At 73.4% G+C, this 12,650-nt stretch carries 13 protein-coding genes; 2 read left to right on the top strand and 11 right to left on the bottom strand.

Annotated features, from left to right (window positions below; genetic code table 11):
* Positions 1–101: 101 nt before the first annotated feature.
* A complete protein-coding gene (locus tag ACFU7Z_RS03385; RefSeq protein ID WP_380775648.1) occupies positions 102–1,319 on the bottom strand; it encodes an alpha/beta hydrolase family protein in 1,218 nt (405 codons plus the stop codon).
* Positions 1,320–1,426: 107 nt separating this feature from the next.
* Here ACFU7Z_RS03385 and ACFU7Z_RS03380 point away from each other — a divergent pair, with 107 nt between their 5' ends.
* On the top strand, positions 1,427–2,077 hold the full coding sequence (locus ACFU7Z_RS03380) for a TetR-like C-terminal domain-containing protein (RefSeq protein WP_380775646.1): 651 nt from the start codon (positions 1,427–1,429) through the stop codon (positions 2,075–2,077).
* Between the two features lie 115 nt (positions 2,078–2,192).
* Here the strand turns inward: ACFU7Z_RS03380 and ACFU7Z_RS03375 are convergent, their stop codons facing one another.
* The 8 genes from ACFU7Z_RS03375 to ACFU7Z_RS03340 form a co-directional block, all read right to left on the bottom strand.
* A complete protein-coding gene (locus ACFU7Z_RS03375) occupies positions 2,193–4,604 on the bottom strand; it encodes an ATP-binding protein (RefSeq protein WP_380775644.1) in 2,412 nt (803 codons plus the stop codon).
* A gap of 13 nt (positions 4,605–4,617) precedes the next feature.
* A complete protein-coding gene (locus tag ACFU7Z_RS03370) occupies positions 4,618–5,235 on the bottom strand; it encodes a DUF6879 family protein (protein ID WP_380775642.1) in 618 nt (205 codons plus the stop codon).
* Positions 5,228–5,497 (bottom strand): hypothetical protein, encoded by a 270-nt coding sequence (locus ACFU7Z_RS03365; RefSeq protein ID WP_049650950.1) that lies wholly within the window; start codon positions 5,495–5,497, stop codon positions 5,228–5,230. Before ACFU7Z_RS03365 ends, ACFU7Z_RS03370 begins: the two co-directional genes overlap by 8 nt.
* A gap of 177 nt (positions 5,498–5,674) precedes the next feature.
* Positions 5,675–6,331 (bottom strand): response regulator transcription factor, encoded by a 657-nt coding sequence (locus ACFU7Z_RS03360; RefSeq protein ID WP_049650944.1) that lies wholly within the window; start codon positions 6,329–6,331, stop codon positions 5,675–5,677.
* Positions 6,295–7,641, bottom strand: a complete 1,347-nt coding sequence (locus tag ACFU7Z_RS03355; protein WP_380775639.1) for a histidine kinase — start codon at positions 7,639–7,641, stop codon at positions 6,295–6,297. Before ACFU7Z_RS03355 ends, ACFU7Z_RS03360 begins: the two co-directional genes overlap by 37 nt.
* A gap of 560 nt (positions 7,642–8,201) precedes the next feature.
* Entirely contained in the window at positions 8,202–8,867 is a 666-nt protein-coding gene (locus tag ACFU7Z_RS03350; protein WP_380775637.1) for a hypothetical protein, read from the bottom strand.
* Between the two features lie 92 nt (positions 8,868–8,959).
* Entirely contained in the window at positions 8,960–9,499 is a 540-nt protein-coding gene (locus tag ACFU7Z_RS03345) for a hypothetical protein (protein ID WP_117486830.1), read from the bottom strand.
* Between the two features lie 135 nt (positions 9,500–9,634).
* Positions 9,635–10,222, bottom strand: coding sequence for a restriction endonuclease (locus ACFU7Z_RS03340; protein ID WP_380775635.1), 588 nt, complete (start codon positions 10,220–10,222; stop codon positions 9,635–9,637).
* A gap of 412 nt (positions 10,223–10,634) precedes the next feature.
* Here ACFU7Z_RS03340 and ACFU7Z_RS03335 point away from each other — a divergent pair, with 412 nt between their 5' ends.
* Entirely contained in the window at positions 10,635–11,051 is a 417-nt protein-coding gene (locus ACFU7Z_RS03335; RefSeq protein ID WP_380775633.1) for a hypothetical protein, read from the top strand.
* 29 nt (positions 11,052–11,080) lie between these two features.
* Here ACFU7Z_RS03335 and ACFU7Z_RS03330 read toward each other — a convergent pair whose 3' ends face one another.
* Entirely contained in the window at positions 11,081–11,521 is a 441-nt protein-coding gene (locus ACFU7Z_RS03330) for an SRPBCC family protein (protein WP_380775632.1), read from the bottom strand.
* 125 nt (positions 11,522–11,646) lie between these two features.
* The gene (locus ACFU7Z_RS03325; RefSeq protein WP_380775630.1) at positions 11,647–12,576 is read right to left on the bottom strand and encodes a DUF5133 domain-containing protein; all 930 of its coding nucleotides are present in this window, start codon (positions 12,574–12,576) and stop codon (positions 11,647–11,649) included.
* Between the last annotated feature and the right edge of the window lie 74 nt (positions 12,577–12,650).

Raw genomic sequence — 12,650 nt, 5'->3', positions numbered from 1 at the left:
CGCCCGCGCGGTTCGTGGGCGACCGGGCACACCGCCGCCCGCCTTCCCTCCCCAACGGGGGCGGGCGCCCACCAGCGGCGACGCCCTCCCGTCCGGCCCCGTCAGCTCGTGGGCCGGGCGGCCCCGGCCAGGGTGGTGTCCAGCCAGTCGAAGGCCACCTGGTGGAAGCGGAACATGGCGCCCATGTGGCAGTGCTCGCCCGCGCCCTCGGCCTCGGGCAGGGTGACGAGCGTGTGCGGGCAGGTCAGCGCGGCCTGGACCTGCTGGGGCTGGCCGCGGAAGAACTGGTCGTTCTCGGCGTCCAGGACGAGGGTCGGGCAGTCGATGAGCCGGGCGACGCCGTCGAGGGTGTAGTCGGCGGTACGGCGGATGTAGTCCGCCACCGACGCGGCGCCGAACGTCCACACCCCGTTGCGCAGCGCCCAGCGCACCTGGGTGCTCACCTGCATGAACAGGCCCATGACGGGCTCCACGAGGTCGTCCCGGCCGGCCTCGATCCACTCGCGCAGGAACGGCGGCAGGAACCGGTCGTGGGCCTCCCGGTAGTTGTAGACGCCGTCGTCCAACACCAGGGCGGCCAGGCGGTGTTCGTGGGCGGCGGCGCGGGCGGCCAGGTAGCCGCCGAGGCTGTACCCGAACAGGACCAGCCCGTCGGCGGCGATCTCGGGGCGGGTCAGCGCGTAGTCGACCACCGGGGTCACCACGGCCTCCCAGTCCGGCCGGAAGACCAGCTGCTGCTCGCGCAGCACCGCGCCCTGGCCCGGCCCGTCGTAGGCGAGGACGTTGTAGCCGCGGCGCAGCGCGGCCGCGGCGACGGCGAAGTACGCCTCCTCCAGCGTCGAGTCGAAGCCGCTGGTGAACAGGACGGTGGGGCGCCGGGCGCCGGAGTCGTCGACGAGGAACAGGTAGCCGGGCAGGTGCGTGCCCTCGTAGGGAATGGCCACGGCCTCGACGGGGGTGTCCATCAGGGCCGCCGCGGCGGCGAAGGTCTCCCGGGAGAGGGCGGACAGGCCCTTGGCCTCGGGGTCGTTCGCGGGGTCGTCGCGGCGGTAGAACTCGGCGGTGCGGTAGTAGTTCGACGCGCGCAGCAGGGCCTCGCGGGCGCTGACCCGGTGCCCGGCCGCCAGGGCGCGGCTGCCGATGCCGTGGACGCGCTCCGCGGTGGCCTTCCACTCGCGCAGCCAGGCCTCCTCGTCACCCTCGCCGATGTTCCGGGCGGTGGCCACGACCTCGCCCAGGTCGGCGCCGCCGTAGTCGGCGAATCCGGCCGCCCTGAGCGTCTCGAAGGAGAAGGACTCGTCCTCGAAGAGGAATCGCATGGTGCACTCCCGGAGGTCTTGGCGAGACGGAACCGTTCCGTCTCGTCTATGACGCTAGCCCTCACCCAGTCGAGACGCAAGCGTTCCGCCTGATGTAGGTTCGGGGCATGCCCAGCACCCCCGCGCCCCGGCCGGCCTCCGACACCTCCGCGGCCCCCGACACCGCCACGCCCCCCGCACGCCGGACGCCCGGCGGGCCGGTGCTCCAGGACTCCGTGACCGAGGCGATCGCGGCCGCCTTCTTCGAGGAACTGGCGGCCGTCGGCTACGCCCGGCTCTCCCTGGAGACGGTCGCCAAGCGGGCCGGTGCGGGCAAGGCCGCCATCTACCGCCGCTGGCCGTCCAAGCTCGACATGACCGTCGCCCTGATCCGCGCCGTGGCCGTGGACGCCTCCGAGATCAAGGACACCGGCACCCTGCGCGGCGACGTCCTCGCCTTCCTCACCGCGACCGCGGACGCGCTGCGCCACCCGCTCCCGGCGAAGATCATCCCCGACCTGCTCGCCGAAGCCGTCCGCACCCCCGAACTCGCACAGGTACTGCTGACCGCCGTCCGCGACCCCCGCCGCAGCAAGGCCACCGACCTACTGGAACGAGCGGTCGACCGCGGCGAACTCCCCGCCGACCTCGACCGCGAACTCGCCCTCGACCTCCTCGCCGGCCCGCTGTACTGGCGCCTCGCCGTCGTCCACACGGCGACCGCCCCCGACTACCTCGACCGCCTCACCGACAAGCTCCTCGCCGCCTTCGCCGCCTGACGGCCGAGCCACCGCCGAGGCGCTCGCACACCAGACCCGCACCGGCCTCCACCGACCCCCGAACCACCAGCGGCCATGGCGGCCCCCCTGCACCCACGACCCGCCACAGCCGCCGTCAGCCCGCCTCGGCCCGCCGCGCGATCCGTTCCCGTGCCGCGACCGCCCGCACGTCCTCATACCCGTCCAGCAGTGCGAGCGCCTCCGTCCGGTGCCGCCGGGCGGCCTCCGGCTCCTCCGCGGACACCGTCGCCGCCAGGGCGTCGAGGGCGAGCGCCTCGTGCCAGCGGTCGCCGAGTTCGTGGTGGGCGGTGGCGGCCCGGCGGAGGAAGGCGGCGGCCTCGGCGTGACGGCCGAGGCCGCGGTAGGTCTCGCCCGCGCCGTACCAGGCGAGGGCCTCGCGGCTGCGGTCGCCGAGGCGGCGGTGGAGGACGGCGGCGCGCTGGTAGGAGTCGAGGGCGTCGGCGGATTGGCCGTCGGCCCGCTGGGCGTCGCCGAGGGTGAGGAGCCAGAAGCCCTCCAGGCGGTGGTCGCGGAGGTTCAGGGCGATGTCGAGTGCCGCGTGCGCCGAGGCGAGTGCGCCGGCCTGGTCGCCGCCCTCGCGTCGGATGTCGCTCAGCAGGCGCAGGGCGTTTCCCTCCCCCCGCTGGTTCTTCAGCGCGCGGTGGGCGGCCAGCGCCTGCCCGACGGCGGTCGCGGCCTCGGGGAGGCGTCCGGCGCGGTAGTGGGTGCTGGCGAGGTTGGCGAGCGTGGTGGCCTCCCACTGGGCCTCACCCAACGGCCGGAAGGCGGTGAGGGCCTGCTCGAAGTACTGTGCGGCGCCGTCCAGTTGCCGGCCGTGCAGGTGGACGAGTCCCAGCAGGTTGAGCGAGTGCGCCTCGTCGAGCACGTCGCCGCGTTCGCGCCAGAGCGCCAGGGCTCTGCGGTGGCACTCCAGGCTGTCGCCGAGGGAATTGACCCGGGTGTGCCCCATGCCGAGGTCGGTGAGCAGCAGGGCGCGGGCCGCGGTGTCGTCCAGGCGTTCGGCGGCCGCCAGTCCGAGCCGGCCTGCCGGGAGCCAGTCCGCGCCGGGGGCGGAGGGTGCCTGGGCGTTCCAGAGGACGGCGGCCAGCTGCCAGGTCCGCCGGTCCTCGCCCGCGGCGAAGGCGGCGTGGACGGTCTGGAGGAGGTTGACACGTTCGCGCTCGGCCCAGTCCACGGCGGCGTTGTAGTCGGCGAAGGCCGCCGGCCGGACTCCGTCGGACACCGGGTCGAGCGGTAGCCGGGCCTCGGCCGGCCGCAGCCACCGCTGGGCGGCGTCGGCGGTGTGCAGGTACCAGTCGAGCACGCGGCGCAGGGCGGCCTGGCGCTGTGCGGGGGTCTCTTCGTGCTGGGCCTGGTCGGTGGCGTAGGCGCGCAGGAGGTCGTGGAACTGGTAGCGGTCGGGCGCGCTCTGCTCGACGAGGTGGGCGCCGACGAGGGAGTCGAGGAGTTGCCGGGTCCGGCTGGGGGTGAGGTGGGCGAGGGCGGCCGCGGCGTGGAGCCCGAAGTCGGGGCCGGGGTGGAGGCCGAGGAGCCGGAACAGGCGGGCGACCGGGTCGGGCAGGGCCCGGTAGGACCAGGCGAAGACCGTACGGACGGCGTCGGCGTCCTCGTCGTCGCCCACGCTGAGGGCGTCCCAGAGCGCGGACTCGTCACGGAGGTCGTTGATCAGGTCGTCCAGGCCCATGTGGGGCAGGCTGGCGGCGCGCTCGGCCGCGATGCGCAGGGCCAGCGGCAGTTGGGCGCAGAGACGGGCCAGTTCGGTGAGCTTCGCCGGGTCGTCCTCGGACCGGTGCCCGGCCGTGACGGCCCGCAGCAGGGCGACGGCCTCGGCCTCGGGCAGGGTCCGCAGGGTGAGCCGGCGGGCGCCGTCGCGTACGGCGAGGCCGGACAGCCGGCTGCGGCTGGTGACCAGGACGAGGCTTCCGGCACTGCCGGGCAGGAGCGGCCGGACCTGCTGCGCACTGGCGGCGTTGTCGAGGACCACCAGGACGCGGCGCTCGGCGAGGAGCGAGCGGTAGAGGGCGGCCGCCGCGTCGGGATCGGGCGGGACGGCCTGAACGGCGACGCCGAGGGAGGTCAGGAAGCGGTGGAGGGCCTCCTGGGCGGTGACGGGCCGGCCCGGATCGTAGCCGCGGAGGTTGACGTACAACTGGCCGTCGGGGAAGCGGTGCCGGGCCTGGTGGGCCCAGTGCAGGGCGAGCGAGGTCTTCCCCGCGCCGGCGGTTCCGGCGATGACGACGACGGCAGCGGCGGCGTCGGGGTTCGGGTGATCGCCCGCCAAGGCGTCGTTCAGCTGCTGGAGTTCGACCGTACGGTTGACGAAGCCGCGTACGTCTGCGGGCAGTTGGCGCGGAGTCGGGGTGCTGTTCGGCCGGTCGGGTCCGCCGTGGAAGTGGATGCCTCCGCTGACGTCCCTGGCCTGGACCACGTCCTGGGCGGAGGACCCGGACACGGTGGAGCGCGTGCTTCCGGGGTCGCCGGTGGACCCGACGTGCTCGTCTGCCACTGCGCTCCGTTTCCTACGCGGGTGGGAGGAGGTGTGCGGCTTCACGTTCGAAGTACGCCAGAACGTCCTCGCCCACCCGGTGGAGATCCGCGAGATATCCCTCCCACCGGAGGACGAGACCGGGATCGGTGTACCTGATCGCACCGGCCGGAATTCCCGCCTCCGAATACCGCACCTGATAGAGCGTACGGCCGCCGAGAACGACGATTTCCGGCAGCTGTCCGAATTCCTCGGAATCGGCCATTTCCACGGCGTCGACCATACGGACGCGCTCCCCGCATTCGGCTCGGATCCGCAGCGAGTGCAGCTGCCAGCGCAGGTAGTCCGTCCACGGCCGCTCGACCACCCGCACCCGGTGGAAGAAGGACCGCCGCGCCGCGTCCTCCCGCCCGATCGCGAGCAGCGCCGGGCGCCGGTCCTCCAGAAGTCGCAGCGCCTCGCCCCAGTCGCCGCGCCGGGCGGCCTCCCAGCTCGGACTGCCCTGCTCCTCGAAGTACTGGCGTCGCTCCAACTTCCATGAGTCCCGGCCGCGGATCAGCGCGTCCCGCTCGCGGAAGTCACGCTTGTAGTCGTCCCGGGCGAGGAGCTCGCCCCACTCGGGCCGCAGCTCGGGGGCGTTCCGATCAGGCATCCGGGATGTCCGCCTTCGCCGTGCTCACCATGAGGCCGGGGATGACGACGAGCCGCTCACCCGGGCCCAGGACGACGCCTTCGGGAAGCCGCCCGCGGTAGTCCTCCGTGAGATCGCGACCGATGACGGCGACATCGCCGTTCGAGAGCTGCCAGATGTCCGGGCATTCGTCCTTTCCGTCGGACGATCCCAGTTCCTTGGCGGATTTCCCGAGGCGTTTCTGCAACGAAGCGGAAGGATCGGCTTCCCATCGGCGAGCCATGCCTGCCCCCATTGGTATTGCTCTCGGCGCGGAACCATGGTTGCCGCATCTTACACCTGATGGGGAGTCAGGAGAATGTTCAGTACATTCGCCATGTACTCCTAAATGATCACCATCGCGGGCACATCGGTCCCCTGCGCGACAGAAACTCCGGGCACGTGGGCGTCGCACGTCGCCTCAGGGCGTGCGCGTCCCGTCGAGGTAGGCGAGGACGGCGAGGACGCGGCGGTTGTCGTCGTCGGAGGCGCCGAGGTTGAGCTTGGCGAAGATGTTGGAGGTGTGCTTGCTGACGGCGCCCTCGCTGAAGTGCAGCCGTTGGGCGATGGCGGCGTTGGAGCGGCCTTCGGCCATCATGGCGAGGACGTCGCGTTCGCGCGGGGTGAGGAGGGCAAGGGGCTGGTCGTCGGCGTTGCGGGCGAGGAGGCGGGAGATGACCTGGGGGTCCATGACGGTGCCGCCGGCGGCGACGGTGTGGACGGCGTCGACGAACTGGTCGGCCTTGGAGACGCGGTCCTTGAGGAGGTAGCCGACGCCGCCGGTGCCGTCGGCGATCAGCTCCCGGGCGTAGAGCTGTTCGACGTGCTGGGAAAGCACGAGGACCGGCAGGCCGGGCCGTTCGCGGCGGGCGGCGAGCGCGACCTGGAGGCCCTCATCGGTGTACGTGGGGGGCAGGCGGACGTCGACCACCGCGATGTCGGGGCGGTGTTCGGCGATGGCGGCGGCCAGTTCGGGGCCGCTCTCCACCGCTGCGACGATCTCGTGCCCGTGGGCACTGAGCAGCAGGGAGAGGCCGTCCCTCAGCAGGACGAGGTCCTCGGCGAGGACAACACGCACGGTAGCTCCATGATCAGCCTGGTCGGACCCCCCGGGGGGCTGGTCAGCGTGAGCGTACCGTCGAACGCGGCGAGCCTGCGCCGGATGCCCCGCAGGCCGCTGCCCCCGTCGGGGTCGGCGCCGCCGCGGCCGTCGTCGGTGACTTCGGCGCGGAGCAGTCCGGCGGCATGGGTGAGGTGCACGGTGGCGTGCCGGGCCTCGCCGTGCTTGACGGCGTTGGTGAGCGCCTCGCTGACGGCGAAGTAGACCGCCGACTCCACCGGCGCCTCGGCCCGTCCGGGCAGTTCGGCCCGGACCTCGACCTTCAGCGGGACGTCCAGTGCCAGCGCCCGTACGCCTTCGACGAGGCCGCGTTCGGCGAGCACCGGCGGGTGGATGCCGCGGACCAGGTCGCGCAGTTCCTGGAGGGCCTGGGTGACGTTCTCCTGGGCGTCCGTCGCCACCTGCTTCGCCTGGCCCGGATCGCGGTCGACCAGTGCCGCGACCGCGCCGAGGCGCAGGCTCACCGCGACCAGTCGGGCCTGCGCGCCGTCGTGCAGGTCCCGTTCGATCCGGCGCAGTTCGGCGGCCTGGGCCTCGGTGGCGTCCAGCCGGATCTCGGTGAGCTGCTCGACCCGCCGGGCGAGCCGGGAGCGTTCGGTGGGGCCGAGGAGGGCGCGGGTCCACCGGCCGTGCAGGCGCAGCGCGGGCCGGGCGAGGGCGAGTCCGGCGGCGATCGACACCGGGCCGAGGAGGCCGAGGAGCAGCGCGACCGGGCCGCCGAACGGCAGGTCGTACGGCAACGGCGCCTGGACCACCCCGTACAGGCCGGCGCCGACCAGCAGCACGGGCAGGGCCGCGATGCCGCCGCCGACCAGCGGGTCGGCTAGCACCCAGAGGACGTCGCGCCAGGTCGCCGGGTCGGTCCAGAGCCAGCGGACGTCGAGGGACATGCCGGCGAACCAGCGGTTCCGGTGGTAGTCGTGGCCGGTCCAGTACCAGCCGTGGAGGGTGCGTTCCAGGGCCGGGCGCGGCCGGTACGGCGGCGGTACGGGCACCTGCGACCAGTGGCCGGCCGCCCACCGGGCGGCCCCGGCGGCGGAGCGCACCATCCGGGTGGCGGTCGGGAAGAACGGGAAGATCCCGAGGCAGCCCCAGATCACGAACGACAGCAGGAAGGCCGCCGTCAGCCCCACCCCGACCGGTATCAGCAGCGTGAAGGCGGCGAGCCGCCCGAGCGCCCGTACGGCGGCGCGCAGCTCGCGCGCGGCGCCGCGACCCGGTTCGGCGGTGTCCGGCTCACGGGCGGCTGGGGTCTGCGGGCTGCTCACGGGGCCTCCGGTCGGATTCGGTCGTACGCGCCGTTCATGATCGCAGCCGTCCGCTCGGACGTCCCCCCGGGCACCACCCCCCGCTGACCGCGAGTCAGCCGGCACGCCCCCAGCACGAACCCGACCGCCGACGGCAGGTACCGGGCCAGGAACCAGCTCCGATTGGCCGGCGCGAAGACCGACCTCCCAGCGCCACCGCGCCCCGAACCGCTTGCCCAACCCCGACAGCCGCAACACCGGAACCCCCGCCCCGCGCGCACCGTTCCCCGCACCTCGCCCTCCCGCATCACCACGCCCGCCCGCAACCTCGGACGGCACGCGCTCAACGCTAGGGACGGCGGCGCGACGACAGAATCCACCTGCACCCCGGCCAGGGGTGGGGCTGGACCCACCCCGCCCCAGCCCGCCGCCGACGCTGAGGACCACTCAACGGGGGAACTCGCTTGGCGTGATTGAGGACAGCGATGCCTTAGCCTCCGGCCACCCCAGATCGCCAAGGCTTCTCCCCACACGCGCGGGGCAGTCGGCAGCCACAGCTCTGACGAGAGCCATGCACCACCTCAGTCGTCCGCCACGGCCCAGCCCACCGCATGGGCCCGAGCCGCGACGGCGTCGAAGCTCGCGGTAGCCGACAGCGCGGCGACCATACGGCGGTCGAGCGGAGCACCCTTCAGCACGGCCTCCACCGCCTCCCGGTCGACGGGCCGTTCGTGATACTCCTCCGCGAAGTCGATGAACGCCTGCGCGGGATCGGAACCGGTGAGGATGTCGAACAGCCAATCAGCGCCGTCCGTCTCCCCCTCGGCGAATTCGACCGGACCGCGCCGCCATCCGCCGGACCCGGCCTCGTACCAGGCACACACGGTCGCGTCGAAGAACCCGTCGAACTGGAACTCGGGCGCCTGCGCGAACTCCGCGAGCGATTCCGGCAGGCCGTCCAGCAGACCGGGCCAGTGCGCGCGTTCGTCCTCCCGCCACGGGGAGGCGTCGCTTTCATGGTCGAAGCCGTAGAGGAACACCCCGTCCGGACCGAAGACGATGTCGTACTGGTCACCGGACCCGTTGTCCATCCCGGCCAGGTCGACGCCCGGACGCCAGTCGGCCACGAACGTGTGGCTGGGGCCGCCGGGCGCAGAAACGATCGTGTCCAGCAACGCCACCGCGCGGCAGCGGGCTCGCAGTTCCTGGGGTTCGGGAAGGACGGCCATGAGTTCGTGAACGGACATGGCGCACACTCAACAGTATCCCTCTGACATTCCGCCGGATCAGCCGGACCCGCCGGCAGCTCTGAGCCCGGAACACCGCGTGATCCTCCTCGTCACGCGGCCTCGACCTTGACCATCGCGTCGCCGGCAGCGGCCGCCTGGGCGAAGTAGTCCTTCAGCGCGCGCAGGTCGGCGCTCAAATCACCGGCCCACGCCTCGGACCACGGGGTCGCGAACCCGAGCGACGCGACCTCGTCCGCCAGCACGGCGTCCACGGTCCCCACCAACTCGTCGACGCCCACCGCGTCCAGGAAAGCCGATGCCGTCCGCACCTCATCGGGTCGAAGCACCCAGACCGCCATCTCGCCGAACTCTGCGTCGCAGTCGGGGTCTCCCTCGACGGCCGTCCGTTCCTCACCACCGAACACCGGCAGTTGGGCCGCTCTCAAGTCCGGGCCCGCACCGCCGACCGCCTTCATCAAGGCGACGTGCATCAGGTATCCGTTGCGCTCCACGGCCAGCACCGCACCGGCCGCGTACAGAGGGCCGAAGTCGTCATCGGACCAGCCGGGCACCAGGGCGCGGAGCTCCGTCGGCGACAGTTCGTCCAGCACCGTTCCGTCCACCCGCCGCCAGAAGAAGTCCACACTCATGCCCCGCACCCGTCCTGCTCTTCGCCATCTGGACGGCCTCCGATATCCGTCTCGCCGTCAGGTTAGGCGGACCCTCCGACAGCCACCGCCTTGGGAGAGCGGGCGGCATGGACGGACTACCCGAGTCCCGGTGACTCACACCCAGGGTGCCCCGCCCCGCCCGTCCGCCCACAGGGCGAGCGCCCGCTGGTCGACGGCGCGGATGCCGACCTGGGCGCAGAACGCGGCGGCGGCCTTGGTGAAGGAGCTGGTCGTCACCACGGCGGCCAGGTCGCAGTGGTGCACGTCGCGGTAGGTGCCGTTGACCTTCTGGACGTCCTGGGAACCGACGAACGTCCTCGGCCCGTACCGCTTGGCCTGGATGAGGATCCGCTGCCCGGCGGGGGTGGTGGCCAGGACGTCCGCCGCGAGGTCGCCGGCCCCGCCGACCACCTTCACCTTCGTGCAGCCGTCCCGGCGGCACAGGTCCGCCAGCGCGTGCTCGAAGGCCTTCGGGGTCATCGCCAGGAACGGCCCGATGTGCCGCAGTCGGGCGGTCCGCGCGTCCAGTTCCCGCTGCCGGGCCCGCACCCGCGAGCGCAGCACGGCGGCGCCCGCTCCCACGCCGACGATGAGGAACGCGGCGACCAGCAGCAGGTGTTGGGCCAGCCACTGGACCACCAGCGTGCCCAGCACGACCGCGACCAGCGCGGCCGCCCCCAGCAGCGGCGTGTTCTGCTTCAACCGGCGGGCGACGGTCGACCGACGTCGCCGAACAGGCCTACGGGCCACGGCACTCCCCCTCACGCCACGGTGTCCGGACGAGCCTAGGAGCAGCCGTCCCCGTACGCCCGCGATGCGGACGAACTCCTGCGCCTGGGCGGCCGAGTTGACCGGATTTCGGCATCGGCGGCCGAACCGTCCCCTTCAGTGGCCGCCCCCGTGCCTGCGGGGAGGACGCCCTCCGACCTGCACCGCACTACAGCCTTTGCCATTTCTTGACTATGCTGCGGTGCCGAGGCCGCCGGGTCGGGCGGCGTCATGGGACGTGCCCGTCGCGCGGTCGTGCCATGCCTCCAGTGGCGATGGACCGCTGCGGTCCGGGCTCCCCGGGCGTCGCAGTACAGAACACCGAACTCCCGGAAGGCTCCCCACCATGACCGCTCTCTCCTGGCTGTCGCGGGCTGCGACGACCGTGCTGCTGATCCTGGAGACGGTGGCGGTGGTGATGTTCTTCTGCATCGCGGTCCCGTTGTTCTACAACGGGATCGGGTTCGAGGACGAGGTGGCGCCGAAGCCGCAGTGGGTGCCGTACGTGATGGGGGCCGCCGGGTTCGCGATGGCCGGGGTCAACGCGTTGGCGGTGCGCGGGGTCTGGCGCCCGCGGCCCGGCTGGAGGCTCCTGGCGGCGACGGCCGGGGTGCAGGTGCTGCTGCTGGCGTTCACCGCGCTGTCGGGCGAGTACCTGTTCGGGATCTTCGCGGCGGCGGCGCTGCCCGCGCTGGGCTCGGTGGCCGCGTTCGCGCACTGGAGCGGCCTCCGCCGAGCCGACGCGAGGGCCGACGCGGGCTGACGGGGCTGCCGCGGGCCGGCGGAGCCGGCTCACCCCGCCCCGCCCCTCCCCCGCGCGCGTTCCTCGACGTACTCCTTGAACCGCCTCAGGTCCCCTTTCACCCGCCGGTCGACCTCGCCCCGGACGTCGGCGGCCTGCTCCCCCGGGCCCGCGGGCCGGAGGTCGACGGCGAGGGTGACCCGGGTGTGGCCCGGGTCGAGCCGCCGGAAGGTCACCACCTCCTTCCGCTCGGCCTCGCCGTCCATGCCCCGCCAGGCGATCAGCTCCTCCGGTTCCTGGTCGACGATCTCGGTGTCGAACTCGCGGGTGACGCCGTCGATGCTGGTCTGCCAGTGGTTGTGGCGGCTGTCGAGCCGGCTCACCGAGTCGACGCCCTCCATGAAGCGCGGGAACTCCTCGGCGAGCGTCCACTGGTTGTAGGCGGCGTGCAGGGGGACGGCCACGTCCACGGATTCCTTCACCATGCTCATGACGACCTCCTCGTACGGCGCGGCCGGGGCCTTCCTGCCCGTCTGCGCGCGCCCGTCTGCACGCCTTCCGCCCCCTTCCTGTACGCCTGCCCGTCCGGCACCGGCGCAACCGTCCCCCGCCCGCGCTACGAGCCGTTCCGCTCGCCGGGCGCGGTACGCGGCCGGTCGCCGTCGGCGAGGTGCCGGGCCACCGTGGCGAGGTCGGTGCCCAGTCGCTGGGCGGCTCCGACCAGCAGGCTCAGCGCGGCGTGCGGGGTGACGTCGAACCGCTCGGCGGTGAGGCCGATGGCCAGGCCGGTGGCGTGCCGGCGGTCGAGCAGGTCGGCCACGGCCCGGGACAGCGCGAAGCGGTCGAGGGCGGCCGACGCCTGGAGGGCGAGCACCTCCACCAGCCCGAGGGCCGGTGTGCCGGGGTCGACCGGGGTGCGCAGGTAGGCGCTGAACACGGTGCAGCCGTGCGGGTGAGTGCGCAGGTGCGCGCCGGCCACGGCCCGTACGCCGCAGCGCCGGGCGCGGTCGGCGAACCGGTCCGGCCGGCCGGGGTCGAGCCGGACGACGATCTGGCCCTCGCCCTGGCGGCGGAGCCGGGGCAGCGGGCCGGCGTCCGCCCCGCTCTGGGCGCGTTCGAGGGCGAGCAGGTAGGACGGGGTCGCCGCGAAGGTCTCGACCGAGCCGTCGTCGTGCCAGGTGCTCACGGCGGCGCCCACGCAGTCCGGGACGGTGACCCTGGTCAGCTGCACCACGTCGTGCAGGCTGGGCAGGGGCGCGGCCCGTACCCGCTCGCGGGCCGCGAGGTCGCCGAGTTCGGCGAGGAGCGCCGCCCGGGCCCGGTCGGTCGCCGGGGCTCCGGCCGCCGCCCCGCCGCCGTCGGCCGGGCCCTGACGGGCCAGCAGCATGCGGGCCCGGGCGACCGCGCGGACGGCGTCGGCCTCGCCCGTGTAGATGCCGATCGTGTAGCAGACGTCGCGCAACCGCTGCCGGGCCTCCGGCGAGCTCGACGGGGACAGGGCCTCGTACTCCGCGACCAGTCGGCCGAGGGCAGCGACATCCACCATGGGCATGAGCACCTCCGTGTGTTTACGGAAAGTATGCGCCGATCACGCAGCGAAACCGCACCCCGGGTCCCCGC

It is taken from the genome of Kitasatospora sp. NPDC057518, assembly GCF_042802075.1.
Lineage (GTDB): Bacteria > Actinomycetota > Actinomycetes > Streptomycetales > Streptomycetaceae > Kitasatospora.
This window is presented reverse-complemented; position numbering and strand designations above follow the sequence as displayed.